We start from the raw sequence: 22,255 nt of genomic DNA, 5'->3' as shown, positions 1-22,255 counted from the left end.
GTACCAAATATTAACATAAAATTAACAAATAAATTTAATAGGCGTGCATAGTATTTTTTTGTATTTTAGCCAAATATCAAATGGCAATAACCCTGACAGCCCATGTATTACCATTTGTAATTAAAATTCATAAACTAGAAAGCCTATGTTACTTACTGCATCAAAACTTAATAAATTTTTACTTTTCAAATTACCATCGGCTTTTATTTGCGGAGTTCGCGTAAAAAACATTGACGAAAAAAAATGTGTTGTATCTGTAAAACACCGTTGGATCAATCAAAATCCGTTTAACTCCATGTATTTTGCCGTTCAAGCTATGGCGGCAGAATTGACCACGGGTGCACTTGTGATGTTTCAAATTCAAAAAAGTGGTCGTAAAATATCAATGTTAGTTGCAAACAACAAAGGAAACTTTACCAAAAAAGCAACGGGTCGCATTACTTTTACGTGCAATGACGGACATTTAATTGAGAAAGCAATTCAGGAAACTATTGCTACAGGAGAGGGGCAAACCTTTTGGATGAAATCCATTGGCACAGATGAAAAAGGAGTGCAAGTTTCAGAAATGGACTTTGAGTGGAGTGTGAGAGTAAAATAATTACCTACTTATATAAAAGTAAAACGCCTCTAGAAAGAGGCGTTTTTTGTATCATACATATCGGTTTTTAGCATTTTTTACCGGCACTTGATGCATCGCATTTTTTTCCTTTGGCTTTGCATGCTGCCATACATTTTTCAATTTCAGCTGCTGACATGGCTGCTTTTCCACCTTTTTTAGAACAACAAGCCTCTTTTTTTGCTTTTTCTTTGGCTACTGCTTTAACTTCTTGTGCATTCATTTGAAGTGTAAAAAAAGTAATTACAGCTAGGGATACTATTTTTTTCATGAGTTTTGATTTTTGAATTTTGTATTTCAAATATAAAGATTTTATGCAATGTTGAATCTCTTATTGTGAAAAAATTAGTCTTTATGCCGTCATTTTAACATATGAAAATAGTTTAAGAAGCTATTGTGGTCACTTTTTGTATGAACTGGTTTTAATATCTAAAATGCTATAAACGAATTAATAATACATTCTAAAATCAAGTAATTTGCACAATGCATATTGTTTTTGATGGAGTTCTTCTACAATTTCAAAAATATCATCTTCCTCTTCAAACAGTCCAAAAAACAAACGGTCTAGGGCAGTACTACTCACATTAGGAAGGAATGCACCATAACCCGAGACAGCTTTTGCACCCGTAACATCAATAAAATATTGTGCTTCATCTGGTGATAAGTCAAGAATTTTTGAATTGGCAAAATGAACAATTTTCCCTCTCATTTTCCCTTCAAATAATTCAGCTATTTCTTCAAGGCTGTAAAAATATTCGTTGATGCAAATCGTATTGGCTTCGCCAGGCATTACCAGATAAATGATTTCGTAATTGGTGAAATTATGATCGTCGTATAGGAGTGTGTTCAAACTTTCTTCTAGTCCTTCTATGGTGTCACATGTTTTATAAATGCTTGTCAATCCTTGATCTGATGCTAGTTTTTCTAGATGTTTGACAACTTCGGTATCTAGATTTTCCTCTACATCGGCTACAGCCTCTAGACAGAAAATAAAAGTATCGGTTTCCATTGTATTCGATTTAGATGATGTAAAAAATAAAGAATTCCAAATGGCACTATACCCGATTTAAAATATCTCTTGTAAACAAAAATAAGGTTCTACGGCTAAATTCTTGCCTAAACGAGTGTGAAGTTATTGCAAAAAAAGTGTTGTGAACACCGTTTTTTTGTAAGACTAGTATTTGTTTTGGATGTTTTTTTATGACGAAAGTTTTTTTTAAAAACCCAACTAAGAATTATTGATATCTTTTTTTGAGTGCGATTAAGGCTAATACTTTGGTCTCTAATAAAATATATTTGAGAAGTAAAATTGGGTCGATTGTTCGCAATGCTATTTCCATTTCATGATGAATCATGTTTAAAATGGCCTTGTTTTCCTCGGTAGTGGTATTCATTTTTAATGCATTGATTACAATTTTATAAGTAGACCGGTTGTATTTTCGCGTTTTTGAATTCAATCTTCTAAAACGGTAGGTACTCAAGGAATTTTTTAATTCTCTTTTTTGTAACAGAATTTGGTCTATGTAATCAAAGTTGTAGCTGCGCGCTGCTCGTATCCAGAAATCATAATCTTCATAATGTAAGTTTTCATTATAGCCGTTTAGTTTTTCATAAACTTCTCTTTTTGCCATTGCCGAAACGGAACAAACATTGTTGTCTAAACGCAATAATCCTAAATAAATGTCGCCTGTCGGCTGGCTTTGTATTCTTTTTTTATTTTGGTCTACCTCAAAAAAATATCTAAAATGCGTGTTGTCTTCAAAGATCATTTCGGCATTACCATATACAATTCCAAGATTAGGGTAAGTGCTGTTTTTAAACTGCTCTAGTTGCGTGGCTACACAATCGGGATGGAGTAAATCATCGGTTGCAAAATCAATAATATAGGAGCCAGTGGAGCGCTTGAATGCGGTATTAAAAGATTTTGTATTCCCTTGGTTTACACGATTGGCAATAAAAATAACATTGGGATAGTTAACGAGCCATTTTTCAATCTCTGCTACAGAATTATCTGTGCTACAGTCATCTACAATGATAATTTCAATATTTTTATGCGTTTGATTTACAATTGATTCCAGTCCTTCTTGAACAAATTTTTCATGATTGTAACAAAGGCAGATAACGGAAACTAGTGGATTGTAATTCATTTGAACAAAGAAGTGTTTATATTTGAAGCTAAATTAGTAAATTAAAAATGATTCCGAAAAAAACAACAATTGCTCTTGTGGGCGATTCATTGGGTGGCGGTGGTGCAGAACGTGTCCATGCGGTGCTATCTTGTTTTTTTGAAAGCAAAGGAATTGAAGTGCACAACATTATTTTTGTTGACGATATCGTTTATGATTACAAAGGAGTTGTACTGAATTTAGGTAAAAAAAAGGCAGCGACAACCTTTAAAAAGCTACAACGATTACAAGAGTTACGAAGTTATTTTAAAGAACATTATTTTGATTTTGTTCTTGATTTTCGCTATCGAGTGAATACGATTAACGAATTTTTGATGGCACATTATGTCTATCAAGCGAGTGTTATCTATACTATTCATAGTGGAATTTTACACAATTACATTTCAAAGAAACCCTGGATTGCCCGTTTTATTTATGGAAAACATAATTTTGTAACCGTAAGTAAAGCACTGGAAAAAGCGTTGTTCCAGCATTATAAAATTAAAGCGCAAACCATTTACAATCCTTTTGAAGTTGAAAAGATTCAAGAATTAGCTCTGGCTAGTATGCCAATGGATGATACCTATATTATTGCTGTGGGTCGAATGAACGAAAAGGTAAAACAATTTGATGTATTGATAGAGGCGTATTCCAAAACGGTATTGCCACAAAATGGAATAAAATTAAAAATCATTGGTTCTGGCATCTATCTTGAGGATTTAAAACGGCTTGTTGCTGAGAAAAATTTAGGTGATTTAGTAGAGTTTGTGGGTTATCAAAAAAATCCTTTTTGTTACCAAAAAAACGCTCTTTTTACAGTAGTTACCAGTGAATATGAAGGACTTTCAAATGTGATTATAGAAAGTTTGTTAGTAGGAACTCCTGCTATTTCCTATGATTGTTTTGCTGGGCCAAGTGAAATTATTACAGACCGATTCAATGGTTTACTAGTTGAAAATCAAAATAAGCAGAAACTGATTGAAGCTATAGATTTACTTTTTACGGATGCTGAATTAAGAGCATTTTGCAAAGCGAATAGTGTACCAAGTGCGCTTCGGTTTTCAGTAGAAAAAATTGGAAATGAATGGCTTGATTATTTAAATACGAAGAGTTAAGATGCAAATAGAAATTATAGACATACCCAAGATTGAAAATGTGCTTGGGAACATTGCAGTCATTGAAAATGAGGTGATTCCGTTTGAAATTAAACGTGTATATTACTTGTTTGATATTCCTAGTTCTTCAAAAAGAGGTGGACATTCTCATAAAAAGCTACAACAAGTTTTAATAGCTATTTCAGGAAGTTTTGATGTAGTTTTAAAAGATGGAATTACAGAAAAAACCATTACCTTAAATAAACCTGACAGAGGATTATTGATTAAAAATGATACGTGGCGCGAACTTGAAAATTTTTCATCAGGTGCCGTTTGTCTTGTCTTGGCATCAGCCACTTTTGATGAGGAGGATTACATCAGGGATTTTGATACTTTCATCAACTCAAAAAAATGAAACTACTTTATATAGTTCCAAATATCAATAATGAAGGAGGGGTTGCAAGAATCTTATCTTTGAAAACGAATTATTTTATTACACAATGCGGTTATGAAGTTCATATTTTAACTCAGAATAATGGGAATACTCCCTTGTTTTATTCTTTTCATGAGGATGTTTTGTTTCATGATATGCAATTAAAAGGTGCTGCTCCTTTGTTTGCTTTTCAATATTATAAGGCGTTAAATCAATATATTTCCCTCATTAAACCAAATTGTATTCTGGTTTGCGATAATGGATTAAAAGCTTTTTTACTGCCTTTTTTAGTTCGACGGAAAATTCCCCTGCTATTAGAGATTCACAGTTCCATTCATGTACAAGAACATCCCTCTTCGCATGCTGTATTCAATTCTTTGAAACAGAATTTGCAATATCACTTCAAAAAGTATGCTGCTCAAAAGTATACTAAAGTTGTATTTTTATCCAATGAAAGTGCACTAGAATGGAATGTTAGGAAGAAAGCAATAATTCCAAATCCATTATGGTTTGCCGTAAATTCTGCTGCGCCGCTTTCATCGAGAAAGGTGATTGCTGTAGCTAGAAATACTTATGAAAAAGGGCTAGACAGGTTGTTACCTATTTGGAAAGAAGTCGTAGCATTATATCCATCTTGGAAATTAGAATTATATTGTGGCAACTACCAAGATCTTGAAGTGTTGGCTCGAGAGTTAGGAATACAAGATTCGGTCGTTTTTTTAGACCCAACCAAAACGATTCAAGAGGTGTATTTACAAGCAGCCACTTATGTTATGACGTCTCGGTACGAGTGTTTTCCTATGGTTTTACTGGAGGCAATGGCTGCTGGAGTTCCTTGTGTTGCTTATGATTGTCCTTGTGGTCCAAGAGCAATTATCAATCATTGTGTTGATGGATTGCTCGTTGAAGATGGTAATCAAGATGAATTTATAAAACAATTGCAGTTGTTGATGCGCAATGAAATGCTTCGTTTAGAAATGGGCAAAAAAGCGCAAGATACAAGTAATGCTTACCAGATAGAGCACATAATGCCTGAATGGCAAAAATTAATCAAGTCCTTAAAATAAAGACTTTGGCTTTGAAATAGAACACAAATAGCCCAATCTAAAACAATTAAAAAAGAATAATTTTGGATTGTTGCTTTTTAAATTTTGCTCTAATGCTTTGGAAAATATTTTGAAAAATAGCGCTATACCGTATTGAAGTTTAGTACGAACTAAAAAATCATATAGTGAAAGCAATTTGACAAACTTAGGATCAATTGTTTTTGTTTGATACAATTGCTGTAAGTTTTCCAGAGATTGTTTGGTTTTACTTAAATAATCATAGTTTGTGTCAATATCACCATGTTCTACAGGATTTTCAAGATGCTTTAAAGAAAAAAGTTTGAGACTTAAGCGATAGGAAAGTTGTGTATCGTCATGACCGTATTTTGTAGTGTTCGTGTCAAATTTCACCGTAACAAAACACTTTTTTTTGATGAGGGTATTGTTAAAAAGCAGAGCCGAATACCCTTTTTTTTCTCGTTCAGGGGCACTTTGGTCTTCCATATAGCGACCGTATTTCCACCGCAGTTTTTGATTATTTGAAGGACACTTTTCAGGATGTACACGACCACCATAAATAATATCGAATCCGTTTATTTGTTTGATGTAGTGATGAATATAGTTTTTGTTTATGATAACAGAATCGCCATCTAAAAAAAGCAGCCAATCATATTTTGATTTTGCTGCTAGATTATTTCTATTTTCTCGGTGGCTAATATTATTTTTTAAGGAAACAAAACTACAATTAGATAAGTCGTTTATTTTTTCATTAAAATGATTCAAATCAGATTTTGAAGCATCATCTTGGCAAATAATTTCGAATGGTATTTCTTGTTCTACGCATTGTCTATGCAGTTCTTGAACAGTAGGAAATGCATTGAAATTGTAAATAGGAACAAGAATAGAAAGCATTACGAATTGCGTTGCTGTATCACTTCGAATATTTTAGAATCCTCACATTTTAATGTTTTGGATGGGAATTTCATCAATAAAGCATAATCATGGGTAGCCATAATGATTGTTTTTCCTATTGCGTTAATCTTTTTTAGTACTTCAAGAACTTCGGCACTGGTTTGAGGATCAAGATTTCCCGTAGGTTCATCAGCAAGGATTAGCTCTGGATCATTTAGCAATGCACGAGCAATTGCTACACGCTGTTGTTCTCCACCAGATAATTGATGTGGCATTTTTTTGCCAAATTCACCCATCCCTACTTTATTTAAAACTTCCTCAATTTTAGCTTCCATTTCACCGTTATCTTTCCAGCCTGTAGCTTTAAGCACAAATAACATGTTGTCATTTACGGTGCGATCTGGTAGTAATTTAAAATCTTGGAAAACAATTCCTATTTTTCGACGTAAAAACGGAATGTCATCTTCTTTTAAGGTTGCCAAATCAAAGTCAACAATTGTTCCTTCTCCTTCAGTCAAAGGCAAATCAGCGTAAAGTGTTTTCATCAAACTGCTTTTACCAGAACCTGTTTTACCTATGATGTAAAGAAATTCGCCATGCTTTACCTCCAAGTTTACATCAGATAAAATTGATTTGTTTTCTTGATAAATAGTTACATTTTTTAAGGATAGTACGGATTGTGACATGTTTTACATTTGTTTATGGGGTAAAAGTAAGAAGTTAACGCAACGATTCAAAATAAATTCTATTCTAATGCTTAGAATTCGATAAAAAAATCAAAGAACAAAATCAACCCCGCTGTTTTTTAATAATAATCCTAGAACAGTATGCGAACACACAGCAATTGTAAAAAAATCATAATAAATCCCGTAATCAATTCGTTATAGACTCAGAATATAATACATTTGAATTATTAAAATAAAAGTACAATGCGCAAACTTTCTCAATGTTTTATAGGTAGCCTTTTTATCTACGCCACTAGTCTTAGTGCACAAAAAACAGCAATATATACACATGATTCCAGGGAATTTGACAAAGCAGTTTCGTTGTTCAAAGATGCTCAATACACATCTGCTCAATTGATTTTTGATAAAGTAAAAGAATCAGCCACTACCGAGGAGCTAAAATCAGATTGTACTTATTATGCTGCAAACTGTGCCATTAGAACCAACCAGTCTAATGCAGATGAGTTGATGGAAAAGTTTGTTGCAGATTATCCCACAAGTGTAAAACAAAATCAAGCATATATAGAGGTAGCGCAATTTCACTTTAAGCAAGGAAATTATCCTCAAGCTTTGCAATGGTTTGATAAAGTAGACGAGTCTAGTTTGAGTAGAAATGATCAAGATAAATTTAATTTTCAAAAGGGGTATGGGAATTTTAATGCTAAGAAACGCAAGGAGGCAACAACGTATTTTAACAAAGTAATTAACTCACAAGAATATGGATCTCAGGCCAAATACTATTTAGGATTTATGGCTTATGAGGGCGATGATTACAAGCAAGCAACTAAGTATTTTGATGAAGTTTCGGGTGAGGAGAAGTACAAAGAGAAATTGTCGTATTACCAAGCCGATATGAATTTTAAGCTTGGTAATTTTCAAAAAGCTATCGATTTAGGGCAAAAAGCGATGGCTGGTTCAAATGCTTTAGAAAAATCAGAACTGAATAAAATCATTGGCGAAAGCTACTTTAATTTAAAACAATACAGCAACGCAATTCCTTTTCTTGAAGATTACAAAGGCAAAAAAGGGAAGTGGACAAATACAGATTTTTACCAGTTAGGCTATGCGCATTACAAGCAAAAAGATTTTGAAAATGCAATCAGTCAATTCAATAAAATAATAGGAGGGAAAGATTTTGTGGCACAAAATGCCTACTATCATCTGGGCGAAAGTTACTTGAACACGGACAAGAAACAACAAGCATTAAACGCTTTCAAGAATGCGTCTGAAATGGATTTTGATCTCGCCATTCAAGAAGATGCAAGTTTAAATTATGCTAAATTGAGTTATGAACTAGGCAATTCCTATCAAAGTGTCCCCGCTGTTTTACAAGCTTTTTTAAAGAAATATCCAGAGAATGCGAATAAAACTGAAATCGAGAAATTATTGATAGACTCCTATATTTCTTCTAAAAATTACAAGGAAGCGCTCGTATTATTAGAAAAAAATAAGTCACCCGAAAATAAAGTAGCGTACCAAAAAGTTCTTTTTTACCGAGGATTAGAATTGTACACCGACGCAAATTTTAATGAAGCTTTGAAAATGTTTACCAAGGCTTTAACCGAACAAAAAGATCCTGTTTTTACGGCGAGAACAATTTTTTGGAAAGCAGAAACAGAATATGTTTTAAATGATTTTAAAGAGGCTTTACTCACTTTCAAACAGTTTACAAATGCGGCTCAGGCCAACACGGTTCCTGAGTTTAAAAATCACAATTACAATATAGCGTACACGTACTTTAAGTTGAAAGAATACGAACAAGCTGGGAATTATTTTCAAAAACAAATTGATAACGCTACTGCGGATAAAGTTCGTTTTCAAGATTCTTATTTAAGACTTGCGGATTGTCGATATGTAACTTCAAAATATGCAGAGGCCTTACAAGCGTATTCAAAAGTGGTAGACTCAAAAAGTGTAGATGCTGATTATGCTTATTTTCAAAGAGCTATTTCGTATGGTTTTATGGGTAAAAATGATAAAAAAATTAATGATTTAAATTCATTTTTAGAGGCCTATCAAAAATCTGATTTTAGAGATGATGCGTTGTTTGAACTAGCAAATACTTATGTTGCTGAGAACGAAAATGACAAAGGAATTAAGACCTACGACAGATTGAATACCGAGTTTAAGAACGGAACATTTACTTCTAGATCAATTTTGCGTCAAGGTTTAATTTTTTACAATACAGATAAAGACGATCAAGCATTAGTCAAATTTAAAAAAGTTGCTGCTGATTTCCCTAGAACTCCTGAGGCACTAGAGGCTGTTGCAACAGCAAGACTGATTTATGTAGACACAGGACGAGTAAATGAATATGCAACGTGGGTCAAAACACTTGATTTTGTTGCAGTATCGGATGCAGAATTAGACAATGACAGTTATGAGGCAGCCGAAAAACAATTTCAGCAAAACAATACAAAGCAATCTATTGCTGGATTTGCAAGTTATGTGAGTCAGTTTCCACGCGGTCTTCATGCTTTACCAGCTAACTATTATTTAGCGCAACTTTATTTTACAGATGGTGCCGAAAACAAAACCATTCCGCATTATGAGTATGTAGTGGCTCAGCCTCGAAATGAATTTTCAGAGCAGTCTTTATCTCGCTTGGCTCAAATTTATCTTAAAAATAAAGATTCAGAGAAAGCAATTGCAATGCTAACTAGATTGGAAAACGAAGCAGAAACGTCTCAAAACAAAACTTTTGCTCAATCTAATTTGATGAAATTGTATTACGACAAAAAAGACTATCCTAATTCGGGTGTTTATGCCGAAAAAGTATTGCTAAATCCTAAAACGGATAATGGAGTAAAAAGTGATGCTCAAATTATCATTGCACGCGCTGCAATCGTTAACGGAGACGAAGTAAAAGCGAAAAGCGCTTATGCAAAATTAATGGCTACGGCCAAAGGAGAACTGGCAGCAGAGGCCTTGTATTATGATGCCTATTTTAAAAACAAAGATGCTAATTATGAAGCTTCGAATGCAGCGGTACAAAAATTAGCTAAAAGTTATTCTAGTTATAAATATTTTGGTGCTAAAGGATTGGTGCTAATGGCTAAGAATTTTTATGGACTGAAAGATAGTTTTCAAGCCACTTACATTCTAGAGAATGTAATTCAGAATTTTACTGATTTCCCAGATGTTGTTGCTGATGCTCAAAAAGAATTAGATATAATCAAAACCGAAGAGGCCAAAACAAACTCATCCGTAACTAAATAATTGCTTCACAGAATTGTTTGGAAATGTTGTTTGATTTTTAATAAAATAGAAAAATGAATTTAGATTTTTATATAGTAGATGTTTTTACGGATGCGAAGTATGCAGGCAATCAACTTGCTGTTTTTTTGGGTGCCGAAAATTTGAGCAAAGATAAAATGCAGCAAATTGCAAAGGAAATAAACTTTGCCGAGAGTACTTTTATCACTCACATCAATACGGAAACAAATACTGCCGAAATTAAAATTTTCACACCTGAACATGAAATGCAGTTTGCAGGGCATCCCATCATTGGGACATCTTGGGTTTTAATGAATAAAATTTTCAATAACAATCCATCAACGATTACAATGCAGGTTCCTGTGGGAGCAATTCCTGTTACCTCACTGGATGGATTTATTTGGCTTCAGGCAGCACAACCTACTTTTTTAGACGTTTATTTAAAAGATGATTTTTCTTCATTTAGTACTTTGTCACAAGATGATTTTGATACAAATTTCCCTATTCAAGAGGTGACTACTGGTAGTGCATTTGTGATGGTACCCGTAAAAAATGAAGAGGTGCTGGGCAAGATTGTTTTGGATAAAAATAAAGCAGAACAATGGTTGCGCCAAAATTGTAAAACACCACATAGAGCTTTTTACTTTTTTTGTTTAGAAAATGAAAAATTATCTAGCAGAATGATGTGTATTGAAAACAATCAATTGATTGAAGATGCAGCTACAGGTAGTGCCAGTACATGCTTGCAAGCATTTTTATTACAATATCACAATCCAAAAATAAAGCTTGTCAATCACCAAGGGCATTTTATACAAAGGCCTTCTCAAATTTATTTTGACGGAATAAAAAGTGGTGAAAATTATAATATTAAAATAGGAGGGAAGTCTCAGTTTCTTGCAAAAGGAGTTTGGGAAGTATAAGCTTGCGTAAAAAAGCATTTAAAAAACAAGAAGTAAACACAACAGAAATGACATTGAATCCATCCATTATAAACGTACAGAATCATAGCAAAACAGGAATTTTAAAGCCGTTTCTATTAGGCTTTTTGTTTATGGGTATAATTCCAATTTCTTGGTCACAAAAAAAAGAGCAAATAGGGACAGAAACGGTGAACGTAGTCAAGCCATTTACTCCTAAAATTTCAGATGCCTTTAAAGTCAAAGAAGTTCCAGAACTTGAGGAAGAGGCCAATTCGAAAAAAGAAACGGTTAAGTATGCTATTTTTTCATTCTCTGTAGCATCAACTTTTACTCCTTCAAAGGGAAAAGCACAAGGGGTTGAAAAGGAAAAACAACCTCATATTTTTAAAAATTATGCCACATTTGGTGCGGGTAATTATGGAACATTGGTAGGAGAACTGTTTGTGAATCATGATTTAAATGCTACTGATTATGTGGGTGGAATGTTCAGGCACCACTCCTCGCAAGGCGGGATTAACACGATAGATTTAGATAACAATTTTTATGATACAGCATTCGATATTATGTACGGTTCAAATCAAAAAACACTTTCGTACAATCTAGATTTGGGTTACAATAACCAAATATATAATTGGTACGGTTTACCAATGAATTTTGGAAATTCATTAACTAATTCTGATAAAGCAAGTTTGCTTGCCAGTATAGATCCTAAACAAGCGTACAATACGTTGTCTTTCTCAGGGAATGTAGTGCTTACCGAGGGGATATTAGATAAAGCAACTGTAAAGTTCAATAGATTTACCGATCTTTATAAATCGGTCGAAAATCGTTTTGTAATAAAGCCCACGCTAGAACTTAAAGTAATGGATTATGCTGTAAAAACAGATGTTATTGTGGATTATTTAGGCGGAAATTTTGTCACTAATAACAGCAATACAGCAGCCATTGATTATGGTTTTACAAATTTTGGTCTCTCGCCAAGTTTTGTGATGCAAGAGAAAGATTGGACTTTAAACCTTGGTGCCACTCTTTATTATAGTTTGGATACCAAAAACAGCAATAGCTCTTTATATATCTATCCAAAATTTACTGCGTCCTACAAAGTGGTGGGCGATTTGATGATATTTTATGCTGGTGCCGAAGGGAATTTAAACCAAAATTCCTATCAAGATTTTGTGACCGAAAACCCATTTTTGTCTCCAACCTTATTGATTAATCCAACCGATAATCAATATGAAATCTATGCAGGTCTTAAAGGAAAGTTGAGTAATACTGTGAGTTATACCTTGAGAGGTTCGTATAACAATGAGCGCAACAAGGCTTTGTTTAAAAGCAATGATTATAGTGAGACCGCTACTAATATGAACTATGGTTTTGGGAACTCATTTCAAGTGGTGTATGATGATATGCGTACCCTTCGTTTTTTCGGAGAACTTAAAGCTGATTTTTCAAAGGATGTTTCTTTTGGAATAAACGGAAGCTTTAGCAGTTTTACGAATGATTTTCAACAAGAGGCTTGGAACTTACCAGCAATTCAGTTTAAAGCAAATCTTGACGTGGATATCACAGAGAAATGGTATGCTGGCGCGAATGTATTTTATGTAGGAGAACGTAAAGATCTTCAAAACAGTACTACCTTTTTACCATCAACTACTCCGATTATATTAGAAGGATATTTTGATTTGAATGCAAATGTGGGTTATAAATACAATGAGCAATTAACGGGTTTTATAAAATTAAACAATCTAACCAATAACAACTATCAAAAATGGTTGAATTTCCCAGTGCAAGGTTTTCAATTTTTAGTGGGAGCCAATTATAAGTTTGATTTTTAATTTTTTTACCGAAGCACAAGGTTCATAACGAATGCACAGCTACCACAGAAAATATAATTAAAATACTTTGTGAACATTGCGCTTTCTTCGTGAACTTTGTGGTTAAATTTTAAATTATGACTTTTAAACAAAAAATCCACACTCATTATATACAGTTGGTTCAAGATCGAATCGATGTTTTTAAAGACATGATCACGGCACTTACTGAGGATTCAAAAAATGACGCCAAAGGTTCCGCAGGTGATAAACACGAAACGGCTTTATCGATGATGCACATTGAGCAAGAAAAACTCAATCATAAACTGAAAGAAGTATTGGGTCAAAAAGCCATTTTAGATAAAATTGATTCCAGTTCAAGTGCTAAAACTATTATTGTGGGAAGTTTGGTCAAAGCCAATGGGATTTATTTGTATGTAAGTGCAGCACTTCCTAAAATTGCTGTTGATGGTATCAATGTGATTGCACTTTCTCCGCAATCACCATTGGGCGCGAAGTTAATGGGAAATCAAGAAGGATTTACTTTTGAGATTAATGGTTCAAACTATGTAATTCAATCAATTCAATAAAATTTTATGCTATTTACACTTTACAAGTAGACTCTGTTTTTTATTTAGGTTTTAATTGGTTTTTTATAGTTTTTAGTTATTTTTAGTTTAAATATGTAACTGAATATCGGTTTTATGTTTTACAGATGAAACTATAACTGCATCTTTGCTTTATCAAAATAAATAAATTCATTTATAAAATATAGCATTATGTGTGGAATAGTATGTGCCTTCGACCTGAAACAAAAAGCAGAAGTTTTAAGACCTAAGGTTTTAGAAATGTCAAAAATAATTCGTCATCGTGGACCAGACTGGAGTGGAATCTATAGCAACGAAAAAGCCATTTTATCGCATGAACGTTTAGCAATTGTTGATCCAGCTTCAGGAAAACAACCTTTATTTAGCGAAGACAAACAACTTATCTTAGCTGCCAATGGTGAAATTTACAACCATAGAGCATTACGCAAACAATTTGAAGGCAAATACAACTTTCAAACAGAAAGTGATTGCGAAGTTATTTTGGCACTTTACAAAGAAAAAGGACCTCATTTTATAGATGAAATGAACGGAATTTTTGGCTTTGCCATTTATGATGTAGAGAAAGATGAATACTTCATTGCAAGGGATCACATGGGAATTATTCCATTATACATCGGTTGGGATGAGCACGGTACGTTTTATGTTGCTTCTGAATTGAAAGCTTTAGAAGGTTATTGTACAAAAATTCAATTGTTTCCTCCTGGACACTACATGACGAGTACTGATGGCGAATTTGTACAATGGTATAAAAGAGACTGGACTGATTATGATGCTGTAAAAGATAACGAAACAAACATTGAAGATATAAAAGTAGCTCTAGAAGCAGCAGTTCACAGACAATTAATGAGTGATGTACCTTATGGTGTTTTACTTTCTGGCGGGTTAGATTCATCGATAACGTCGGCTGTCGCCAAAAAATTTGCACAAAAACGAATTGAGTCTGGTGATACTACCGATGCTTGGTATCCGCAACTGCACTCATTTTCAGTAGGATTAGAAGGTTCTCCAGATCTTGCAGCGGCCCAAATTGTAGCAGATCACATAGGAACCATTCATCACGAAATTAAATTCACGATTCAAGAAGGACTAGATGCGGTCAAAGATGTCATTTACAACTTAGAAACTTATGATGTAACTACCATTAGAGCATCAACACCTATGTGGTTGATGGCGAGAGTTATTAAGTCAATGGGTATAAAAATGGTGTTGTCTGGTGAAGGAGCTGATGAACTTTTTGGAGGGTATTTGTACTTTCACAAAGCGCCAAATGCGAGAGAATTTCACGAAGAGAATGTGCGTAAACTAAGTAAGCTGCACATGTACGATTGTTTGCGTGCCAATAAGAGTTTGGCCGCGTGGGGAATCGAAGGTCGTGTTCCTTTCCTTGACAAAGAATTCATGGATGTGGCCATGCGCATCAACCCGCAAGATAAAATGATTAACAAAGAACATCCTATGGAGAAATGGGTGGTTCGTAAAGCATTTGAAGATATGTTACCTCCAAGTGTAGCGTGGAGGCAAAAAGAACAATTTAGTGATGGTGTGGGGTACAGCTGGATTGATACTTTAAAAGAAGTTGTTGCTATTGAGGTTTCTGACGAACAATTGGCAAATGCCAAATATAAGTTTCCGTTGCAAACACCTACGTCAAAAGAGGAATATTATTACCGTTCTATCTTTCACGACCATTTTCCTAGTGACGCTGCCGCCTTGTGTGTGCCTCAAGAAGCGAGTGTGGCTTGTAGTACAAAAATTGCTTTGGAGTGGGATGAAGCTTTCAAGAACATGAATGATCCATCGGGTAGGGCTGTAGCAAGTGTTCATGATGATGCTTACGCAAAAGTGTAGCAGAATAGCTTATTAATTACGATAAGAAACGCACCCGAAAGGAGTGCGTTTTTTTATGAATAAAAATAACATTAAACTTTAAAATGGTTTTAATTCTAAATTAATGCGCTCTATTTCAGGACAGTTTTTTATATTAGCATAACTAAATCATAACTTATGAGAGCTTTTGCTTTACTTTTTTTTACACTATTTTTAATTTCATGCAACCAAAACGAAAAAATTATGGTGGATGCCATCATTACTGATGCTACCATTTATACCGTAAACAACACTTTTGAGAAAGCTACCGCTATGGCAATTGATAAAGGTAAAATTGTTGCAATTGGGACAGATACTGATATTGAAAAAAAATACCAATCTAATAACACTACAAAGGCTGATGGGAAGTTCATTTATCCAGGATTAATAGATGCGCACTGTCATTTTTACACCTACGGTTTGAGTTTGCAAGAGGTCGATTTGCGTGGAACAACGAGTATGGCAGACATCATAAGTCGTTTAAAAGCTTTTCAAAAAGAAAAAAATCCTGCGTTTATTGTTGGTAATGGTTGGGACCAAAACGATTGGGACGTAAAAAAATATCCAACAAAGGCTGATCTTGATGTTGCATTTCCTGATATCCCAGTGGTTTTAAACCGAGTTGACAGTCACGCCATTATTGTAAACAGTAAAGCTCTTGCACTGGCAGGAATTACAAAAGATACGAATGCCGAAGGTGGTCAAATAGAAATTGTAAACGGTGAGCCTACAGGAATTTTAGTAGACAATCCGATGGAATTGATTTTTAAAATTATACCTAAACCAACTCGTAAAATTCAAATAGCAGCTTTATTAGACGCTGAAAAAGTAATGTTTGATTATGGTTTAACAACTGTAAATGATGCTGGACTTGATCCAGATATTATTCACTTGATGGATAGTTTACAAAAAGCAAAATTGATGAAGCTTAATGTGTATGCTATGGTTACGGCCAATCAAAAAAATATTGATATGTACCTTAAAAAAGGAATTTACAAAACAGATCAACTTAATGTAAGATCTTTTAAAATGTATGGTGACGGAGCTTTAGGTTCGCGCGGCGCGTGTATGCACAAACCGTATTCGGATAAGCCAGGTCAATATGGAGCCTTACTAGCGCCGGTTGTAGGGCTAAAATCGGTTGCGAAACAAATTGCGAATTCAAATTTTCAATTGAATACACACGCTATTGGCGATTCTGCAAATACAGTAATTTTAAAAATTTACAAAGAGGTTTTGGCTGGAACCAAAGACAGACGATGGAAAATAGAACATGCTCAAGTGTTGCGAGAGGCTGATTTTGATTATTTCAAATTTGGTATTATTCCATCTGTTCAACCCACACACGCTACATCAGATATGTATTGGGCCGAAGAACGTCTAGGAAAACAGAGAATAAAAAATGCGTACGCCTTTAAAAAACTCCTTCAAAAAGCAGGAACAGTAGCGCTAGGAACAGATTTTCCTGTGGAGGAAGTGAACCCAATGCTTACTTTTCATGCTGCCGTAACTCGTAAAGATGTTAAGGATTATCCTAAAGGTGGTTTTCAAATGGAAAATGCACTTACACGTGCTGAAACCTTGAGAGGAATGACGCTCTGGGCCGCTTATTCAAATTTTGAAGAAAAAGAAAAAGGAAGTTTAGAAGTTGGTAAATGGGCTGATTTTGTAATTTATGACGAAGATTTAATGAAAGTGAAAGAAAACATGATGGTCAAAATGAAACCAATTAGTACTTTTATAAAAGGACAAAAAGTAAAATAAAGTACTTATAGCTGTCAGTTCAGTTTAAAAAGCGATGAATTCAAGGATTTAAGTTTCATATTTAATCTAATACCATGTTTTTACTTTTAAATATATATTAAAAATGATCTTTGTCTTTTGTATGATTAGTCGGCAATGCATATTTGCAGTTCCCGTTTGTTTAACAATTAAATAGAATAAGTATGTGTGGAATATTGGCCATCATTGGTAAAGGAAAAGAAGAGCAATTGGTTAGAGATCTCTCTAGTCGAATGTCACATCGTGGACCTGATGAACGGGATTTGTATGCCATGCCTAATGGTCATTATTTAAGCCATGAGCGACTTTCTATAATTGACTTGCATTCAGGAAAACAACCTATTCAAGGCACAACTACAGCTTACATGGTTCATAATGGTGAAATATACAATTACTTAGAATTAAAGCAAGAATATTTGAGTAACCATGTATTTCGTACCCAATCAGATTCGGAAGTAATTGTGCATCTTTATGAAGAGTTTGGATATAATTTTTGTCATAAATTAGACGGAGATTTTGCTTTTGTAATCATTGATGGTGATGATTACATGGCAGCAAGAGATCCTCTAGGAGTAAAGCCTTTGTATTATGGATTAGATGAAAGAGGTAGGATGTACTTTGCATCAGAAATGAAAGCTATTGCAGATCAATGCAAAACCTTTTCAACTTTTCCGCCAGGACATTATTATACCGCAAAAACAGGTTTTGTAAAATATTACAAGCCAGAATACGAGTATTTTGTAAATGAATACCAAGATGTAGATTATCAATTAATCCGTGAATATCTGACTATTGCTACTCAAAAAAGGTTAATGGCAGATGTTCCATTAGGGGTTTTGTTATCAGGTGGTTTAGATTCATCATTAACAACAGCAATTGCTTCCCGTTTACTTAAAAATCAATCAGAGCCCTTGCACTCCTTTGCAATAGGAATAGATGAAAATGCTCCAGATATTGTTGCTGCTAGGAAAGTGGCTAATTTTTTAGGAACACAACATCATGAGGTTTTTTTTACAGTGGAGCAGGGTATTGAAGTACTTGAACAAATAATTTACCAAATAGAAACATATGATGTAATCTCAGTGAGAGCTAGTGTTCCAATGTATTTTTTATCGAAAGTCATTGTTGAAAAAGGGATTAAAGTTGTTTTATCTGGCGAAGGTGCCGATGAAATTTTTGGAGGATATTTATATTTTGCAAATGCGCCTTCAGTGGCAGATTTTCAACGTGAAACAATAGAGAGAGTACAAAAAATATTTACTGCCGATTTGTTGAGAGCTGATAAAGCAACAATGGCTAACGGTCTTGAAGCCAGATTACCGTTTTTAGATCAAGCCTTTTTGGATCTTGCCATTAGGATTAACCCAGAGCAGAAACTACCTAAAACGTATGGTGGTAAAGAAAAATATATTTTACGAAAAGCATTTGATACTCCTGATGATCCCTATTTACCAGATGAAATCTTGTGGAGGCAAAAAGAACAATTTTCAGATGGAGTAGGCTACAGTTGGGTCGATGAATTAATTGCTTATTGTGCAACTCAAGTATCTGATGAACAATTGGCAACAGCTTCAACAACTTTTCCGTATAATTCGCCTACAACAAAAGAAGCTTATCTTTATCGTTCTATTTTTCAAAAGCATTTCCCTCAATTGAGCGCTGCGCAAACAGTAAGAAAGTGGATTCCAAAGTGGCAAGAAAATTTAGATCCTAGTGGAAGGGCTAATGCTGCTCACGAAGAATCAGCATACGCCGGAAAAGCGTAAATTTTAAATACGATATTCATTATTTTATCTTGAAAGATTTTCAAAACCACCTGTAAACAGTGGTTTTTGAAAGTCTTTTTTTGTGCTTCCTAATTTTTTATTTTGTGATTCATACTGAATCAGTGATACGATTCTTTTTTTATCTGTTTTTGTAAACAAATGTTAATAACTTAAAGCCTTTAAAACTGATTTTAACGGTAATATAATTTGCGTTTTTATATATTTGCGTGTTATACAAAAATTACATTTTTAGAATAAAGATATGAGCGAAGAAATCAAGAAGGACAATTATTCAGCGGATAGTATTCAAGCATTAGAAGGAATGGAGCACGTAAGGATGCGTCCATCAATGTATATAGGTGATGTAGGTGTAAGAGGTTTGCACCACTTGGTATATGAAGTAGTAGATAACTCTATTGATGAGGCTATGGGTGGCCATTGCGATACCATTAGGGTAGATATCAACGAAGATGGTTCGATTTCTGTTGAAGATAATGGTCGTGGAATTCCTGTTGGTATTCACAAAAAAGAAGGTGTATCTGCGCTTGAAGTTGTAATGACAAAAATTGGTGCAGGAGGAAAATTCGATAAAGATTCTTATAAAGTATCTGGAGGTTTACACGGTGTGGGTGTATCTGTAGTAAATGCATTATCAAACCATTTAAGAGCCACTGTTCATAGCAGTGATGGTAAAATATACGAGCAAGAATACGAAAAAGGGAAAGCATTATATCCAGTAAAACAAATTGGTGAAACGACTAAGAGAGGTACTATTGTAACTTTTTACCCTGATCCAACTATTTTTACTCAAACTATTGAGTATTCTTACGATACACTTTCAGCACGTATGCGTGAATTGTCTTTCTTGAATAAAGGAATTACAATCACTTTTACTGATAAAAGAGAAAAAGATAAAGATGGTAATTTTGTTTCTGAAGTTTTTCATTCAGATGAAGGATTGAAAGAATATATCCGTTATTTAGATGGTAATAGAGAGCCTATTATTGCGCATGTAATATCAATGGACCACGAAAAGGGAGAAATTCCAGTTGAGGTGGCTTTGATTTATAACACTAGTTATACCGAAAATATTTTTTCATACGTAAATAATATCAATACGCATGAAGGAGGAACGCACTTGCAAGGTTTTAGAACGGGTTTAACTCGATCTTTGAAAAAATATGCTGATGCATCTGGAATGTTAGATAAATTAAAGTTTGATATTTCTGGTGATGATTTCCGTGAAGGTCTTACAGCAATTATTTCTGTTAAGGTTGCTGAACCACAGTTTGAGGGTCAGACTAAAACCAAACTTGGAAACAGAGAAGTAGTTTCTCCAGTGAGTCAGGCAGTAAGTGAAATGATCGAAAATTATTTGGAAGAAAATCCAAATGACGCCAGAGTAATTGTTCAAAAAGTAATTCTTGCAGCGCAAGCACGTCATGCTGCTAAGAAAGCTCGTGAAATGGTTCAACGTAAAACCGTAATGGGTGGTGGAGGATTGCCTGGGAAACTTTCTGACTGTTCTGAGCAAGATCCTGCAAAATGTGAGGTATATCTTGTCGAGGGAGATTCGGCAGGTGGAACTGCCAAACAAGGACGTGATCGTGCATTTCAAGCAATTTTGCCTTTACGAGGTAAAATTTTGAACGTTGAAAAAGCTATGCATCACAAAGTTTTTGAAAACGAAGAGATCCGAAATATCTTTACAGCACTTGGTGTAACAATAGGAACCGAAGAAGATAGTAAAGCATTGAATATATCAAAGTTGCGTTACCACAAAGTAATTATTATGTGTGATGCCGATGTCGATGGTAGTCACATTTCTACATTAATCTTAACGTTTTTCTTCCGTTTTATGAAAGAATTAATAGAGGAAGGTCACGTATACATTGCAGCACCACCTTTATATTTAGTTAAAAAAGGAAATAAAAAGGAATATGCTTGGAATGATGTACAACGCGATCAGGCGAATGAAAGAATGGGTGGAAGCGCAGGAATTCAACGTTATAAAGGTCTTGGGGAGATGAATGCAGAGCAATTGTGGGAAACTACAATGGACCCTAATTTTAGAACACTACGTCAGGTAACTATTGACAGTTTAGCTGAGGCTGATAGAGTTTTTTCTATGTTAATGGGTGATGAGGTGCCACCACGAAGAGAATTTATAGAGAAAAATGCAGTGTATGCTAACATAGATGCGTAACTACTGAATAAATAAAACTAAATAACCAAAATAACAATTAACCGAATAAACTTAATAATATGAAAGTTACCATTGTAGGTGCAGGAAATGTAGGTGCGACATGTGCTGATGTGATTTCTTACAGAGGAATTGCTAGCGAAGTAGTTTTGCTGGATATAAAAGAAGGTTTTGCCGAAGGTAAAGCCCTTGATATTATGCAATGTGCAACTAATACAGGTTTCAATACCAAAGTGTCTGGTGTTACAAATGATTATGCAAAAACTGCTGGAAGTGATGTAGTGGTAATTACATCTGGAATACCAAGAAAACCGGGTATGACTCGCGAGGAGTTAATAGGCATAAATGCAGGTATTGTAAAAACAGTTGCCGAAAATGTATTGAAATATTCTCCGGATACCATAATAGTTGTAGTTTCAAATCCTATGGATACAATGACTTATTTAGCATTGAAATCTACAGGATTGCCAAAAAATAGAATTATAGGAATGGGAGGTGCTTTAGATAGTTCTCGTTTTAGAACGTATTTGTCTCTAGCATTAGACAAGCCAGCAAATGATATTTCAGCAATGGTTATAGGTGGACACGGAGATACAACCATGATTCCATTAACAAGATTGGCTTCTTATAATGGCATACCAGTTTCTCAATTTTTATCAGAAGAAGAGTTGCAAAAAGTGGCTGCCGATACAATGGTGGGTGGCGCTACGCTGACAGGTTTACTAGGCACATCTGCTTGGTATGCCCCAGGAGCATCTGTTGCTTTTTTAGTAGATAGTATTTTGAACGATCAAAAGAAAATGATTGCATGTTCAGTATTTGTTGAAGGAGAATATGGACAAGATGATATTTGTATTGGAGTGCCATGTATCATTGGTAAAAATGGTGTAGAGGAAATATTAAATATTGAATTAAATGATGCTGAAAAAGCTTTGTTTGCCAAAAGCGCTGATGCTGTAAGACAAATGAACGATGCTTTAAAGTCTATTTTATAAGGATACAAAACGGATAAGAAATCAAAGACTGCTAGTTGCATAGCAGTCTTTTTCTTGATATTAATCAATAAATAAATTGGTTAATCATATCCTTAAT

The 22,255-nt window shown here is 34.4% G+C and carries 18 protein-coding genes; 13 read left to right on the top strand and 5 right to left on the bottom strand.

What is annotated here, in order from left to right; all coding sequences use genetic code 11:
- Window positions 1-145 precede the first annotated feature (145 nt).
- Window positions 146-598: a DUF4442 domain-containing protein gene (locus tag FPG59_RS06025; protein ID WP_086453722.1), complete on the top strand. Its 453-nt coding sequence runs from the start codon at window positions 146-148 to the stop codon at window positions 596-598.
- Window positions 599-665: 67 nt separating this feature from the next.
- Here the strand turns inward: FPG59_RS06025 and FPG59_RS06020 are convergent, their stop codons facing one another.
- The 3 genes from FPG59_RS06020 to FPG59_RS06010 form a co-directional block, all read right to left on the bottom strand.
- The gene (locus FPG59_RS06020; RefSeq protein ID WP_086453721.1) at window positions 666-887 is read right to left on the bottom strand and encodes a hypothetical protein; all 222 of its coding nucleotides are present in this window, start codon (window positions 885-887) and stop codon (window positions 666-668) included.
- A gap of 177 nt (window positions 888-1,064) precedes the next feature.
- On the bottom strand, window positions 1,065-1,625 hold the full coding sequence (locus FPG59_RS06015) for a DUF6642 family protein (protein WP_086453720.1): 561 nt from the start codon (window positions 1,623-1,625) through the stop codon (window positions 1,065-1,067).
- Between the two features lie 226 nt (window positions 1,626-1,851).
- Window positions 1,852-2,763 (bottom strand): glycosyltransferase, encoded by a 912-nt coding sequence (locus FPG59_RS06010; RefSeq protein ID WP_086453719.1) that lies wholly within the window; start codon window positions 2,761-2,763, stop codon window positions 1,852-1,854.
- A gap of 47 nt (window positions 2,764-2,810) precedes the next feature.
- Here FPG59_RS06010 and FPG59_RS06005 point away from each other — a divergent pair, with 47 nt between their 5' ends.
- From FPG59_RS06005 to FPG59_RS05995, 3 genes are read left to right on the top strand one after another with little or no spacing between them, the layout of a single operon-like run.
- On the top strand, window positions 2,811-3,896 hold the full coding sequence (locus FPG59_RS06005; protein ID WP_086453718.1) for a glycosyltransferase: 1,086 nt from the start codon (window positions 2,811-2,813) through the stop codon (window positions 3,894-3,896).
- A gap of 1 nt (window position 3,897) precedes the next feature.
- Window positions 3,898-4,290 carry an FdtA/QdtA family cupin domain-containing protein gene (locus tag FPG59_RS06000; protein ID WP_086453717.1) on the top strand — a complete coding sequence of 131 codons (393 nt, stop codon included), beginning with the start codon at window positions 3,898-3,900 and terminating at the stop codon, window positions 4,288-4,290.
- Entirely contained in the window at window positions 4,287-5,375 is a 1,089-nt protein-coding gene (locus FPG59_RS05995) for a glycosyltransferase family 4 protein (RefSeq protein WP_086453716.1), read from the top strand. The genes FPG59_RS06000 and FPG59_RS05995 overlap by 4 nt, the downstream gene beginning before the upstream one ends.
- Here FPG59_RS05995 and FPG59_RS05990 read toward each other — a convergent pair.
- Both FPG59_RS05990 and FPG59_RS05985 read right to left on the bottom strand, forming a co-directional pair.
- Window positions 5,367-6,266 carry a glycosyltransferase gene (locus FPG59_RS05990; RefSeq protein ID WP_086453715.1) on the bottom strand — a complete coding sequence of 300 codons (900 nt, stop codon included), beginning with the start codon at window positions 6,264-6,266 and terminating at the stop codon, window positions 5,367-5,369. The genes FPG59_RS05995 and FPG59_RS05990 overlap by 9 nt on opposite strands.
- Window positions 6,266-6,952, bottom strand: coding sequence for a cell division ATP-binding protein FtsE (locus FPG59_RS05985; protein WP_086453714.1), 687 nt, complete (start codon window positions 6,950-6,952; stop codon window positions 6,266-6,268). Before FPG59_RS05985 ends, FPG59_RS05990 begins: the two co-directional genes overlap by 1 nt.
- 243 nt (window positions 6,953-7,195) lie before the next feature.
- Between FPG59_RS05985 and FPG59_RS05980 the strand changes: the two genes are divergently transcribed.
- The 9 genes from FPG59_RS05980 (at window position 7,196) to mdh (ending at window position 22,158) form a co-directional block, all read left to right on the top strand.
- Entirely contained in the window at window positions 7,196-10,210 is a 3,015-nt protein-coding gene (locus FPG59_RS05980) for a tetratricopeptide repeat protein (protein WP_086453713.1), read from the top strand.
- A gap of 53 nt (window positions 10,211-10,263) precedes the next feature.
- Window positions 10,264-11,127 (top strand): PhzF family phenazine biosynthesis protein, encoded by an 864-nt coding sequence (locus tag FPG59_RS05975; protein WP_086453712.1) that lies wholly within the window; start codon window positions 10,264-10,266, stop codon window positions 11,125-11,127.
- Window positions 11,128-11,174: 47 nt separating this feature from the next.
- Window positions 11,175-12,962 carry a TonB-dependent receptor gene (locus FPG59_RS05970; RefSeq protein ID WP_254906655.1) on the top strand — a complete coding sequence of 596 codons (1,788 nt, stop codon included), beginning with the start codon at window positions 11,175-11,177 and terminating at the stop codon, window positions 12,960-12,962.
- A 116-nt stretch (window positions 12,963-13,078) separates the two neighbouring features.
- Window positions 13,079-13,528 (top strand): hypothetical protein, encoded by a 450-nt coding sequence (locus tag FPG59_RS05965; RefSeq protein WP_086453711.1) that lies wholly within the window; start codon window positions 13,079-13,081, stop codon window positions 13,526-13,528.
- A gap of 189 nt (window positions 13,529-13,717) precedes the next feature.
- Window positions 13,718-15,394: an asparagine synthase B gene (gene asnB, locus FPG59_RS05960; protein ID WP_086453710.1), complete on the top strand. Its 1,677-nt coding sequence runs from the start codon at window positions 13,718-13,720 to the stop codon at window positions 15,392-15,394.
- 156 nt (window positions 15,395-15,550) lie between these two features.
- Window positions 15,551-17,176: an amidohydrolase gene (locus FPG59_RS05955; protein WP_086453709.1), complete on the top strand. Its 1,626-nt coding sequence runs from the start codon at window positions 15,551-15,553 to the stop codon at window positions 17,174-17,176.
- 182 nt (window positions 17,177-17,358) lie between these two features.
- On the top strand, window positions 17,359-18,960 hold the full coding sequence (asnB, locus tag FPG59_RS05950) for an asparagine synthase B (protein ID WP_086453708.1): 1,602 nt from the start codon (window positions 17,359-17,361) through the stop codon (window positions 18,958-18,960).
- A 262-nt stretch (window positions 18,961-19,222) separates the two neighbouring features.
- Window positions 19,223-21,166 (top strand): DNA topoisomerase (ATP-hydrolyzing) subunit B, encoded by a 1,944-nt coding sequence (gene gyrB, locus FPG59_RS05945; protein WP_086453707.1) that lies wholly within the window; start codon window positions 19,223-19,225, stop codon window positions 21,164-21,166.
- Window positions 21,167-21,225: 59 nt separating this feature from the next.
- The gene (mdh, locus tag FPG59_RS05940; RefSeq protein WP_086453706.1) at window positions 21,226-22,158 is read left to right on the top strand and encodes a malate dehydrogenase; all 933 of its coding nucleotides are present in this window, start codon (window positions 21,226-21,228) and stop codon (window positions 22,156-22,158) included.
- Window positions 22,159-22,255 lie beyond the last annotated feature (97 nt).

Source organism: Flavobacterium sp. FPG59 (genome assembly GCF_002150205.1).
Taxonomy (GTDB): Bacteria; Bacteroidota; Bacteroidia; order Flavobacteriales; family Flavobacteriaceae; genus Flavobacterium.
This window is presented reverse-complemented; position numbering and strand designations above follow the sequence as displayed.

What these genes read in the sequence shown, in the direction of transcription:
- asnB (WP_086453708.1), top strand. Translation starts at nt 17,359, where the DNA reads ATGTGTGGAATATTGGCCATCATTGGTAAAGGAAAAGAAGAGCAATTG.
- FPG59_RS05955 (WP_086453709.1), top strand. Translation starts at nt 15,551, where the DNA reads ATGAGAGCTTTTGCTTTACTTTTTTTTACACTATTTTTAATTTCATGC.
- FPG59_RS05970 (WP_254906655.1), top strand. Translation starts at nt 11,175, where the DNA reads ATGACATTGAATCCATCCATTATAAACGTACAGAATCATAGCAAAACA.
- FPG59_RS06010 (WP_086453719.1), bottom strand. Translation starts at nt 2,763, where the DNA reads ATGAATTACAATCCACTAGTTTCCGTTATCTGCCTTTGTTACAATCAT.
- mdh (WP_086453706.1), top strand. Translation starts at nt 21,226, where the DNA reads ATGAAAGTTACCATTGTAGGTGCAGGAAATGTAGGTGCGACATGTGCT.
- FPG59_RS06025 (WP_086453722.1), top strand. Translation starts at nt 146, where the DNA reads ATGTTACTTACTGCATCAAAACTTAATAAATTTTTACTTTTCAAATTA.
- FPG59_RS06005 (WP_086453718.1), top strand. Translation starts at nt 2,811, where the DNA reads ATGATTCCGAAAAAAACAACAATTGCTCTTGTGGGCGATTCATTGGGT.
- FPG59_RS05985 (WP_086453714.1), bottom strand. Translation starts at nt 6,952, where the DNA reads ATGTCACAATCCGTACTATCCTTAAAAAATGTAACTATTTATCAAGAA.
- FPG59_RS05990 (WP_086453715.1), bottom strand. Translation starts at nt 6,266, where the DNA reads ATGCTTTCTATTCTTGTTCCTATTTACAATTTCAATGCATTTCCTACT.
- FPG59_RS05965 (WP_086453711.1), top strand. Translation starts at nt 13,079, where the DNA reads ATGACTTTTAAACAAAAAATCCACACTCATTATATACAGTTGGTTCAA.
- FPG59_RS05980 (WP_086453713.1), top strand. Translation starts at nt 7,196, where the DNA reads ATGCGCAAACTTTCTCAATGTTTTATAGGTAGCCTTTTTATCTACGCC.
- gyrB (WP_086453707.1), top strand. Translation starts at nt 19,223, where the DNA reads ATGAGCGAAGAAATCAAGAAGGACAATTATTCAGCGGATAGTATTCAA.
- FPG59_RS06000 (WP_086453717.1), top strand. Translation starts at nt 3,898, where the DNA reads ATGCAAATAGAAATTATAGACATACCCAAGATTGAAAATGTGCTTGGG.
- FPG59_RS06015 (WP_086453720.1), bottom strand. Translation starts at nt 1,625, where the DNA reads ATGGAAACCGATACTTTTATTTTCTGTCTAGAGGCTGTAGCCGATGTA.
- FPG59_RS06020 (WP_086453721.1), bottom strand. Translation starts at nt 887, where the DNA reads ATGAAAAAAATAGTATCCCTAGCTGTAATTACTTTTTTTACACTTCAA.
- FPG59_RS05975 (WP_086453712.1), top strand. Translation starts at nt 10,264, where the DNA reads ATGAATTTAGATTTTTATATAGTAGATGTTTTTACGGATGCGAAGTAT.
- FPG59_RS05995 (WP_086453716.1), top strand. Translation starts at nt 4,287, where the DNA reads ATGAAACTACTTTATATAGTTCCAAATATCAATAATGAAGGAGGGGTT.
- asnB (WP_086453710.1), top strand. Translation starts at nt 13,718, where the DNA reads ATGTGTGGAATAGTATGTGCCTTCGACCTGAAACAAAAAGCAGAAGTT.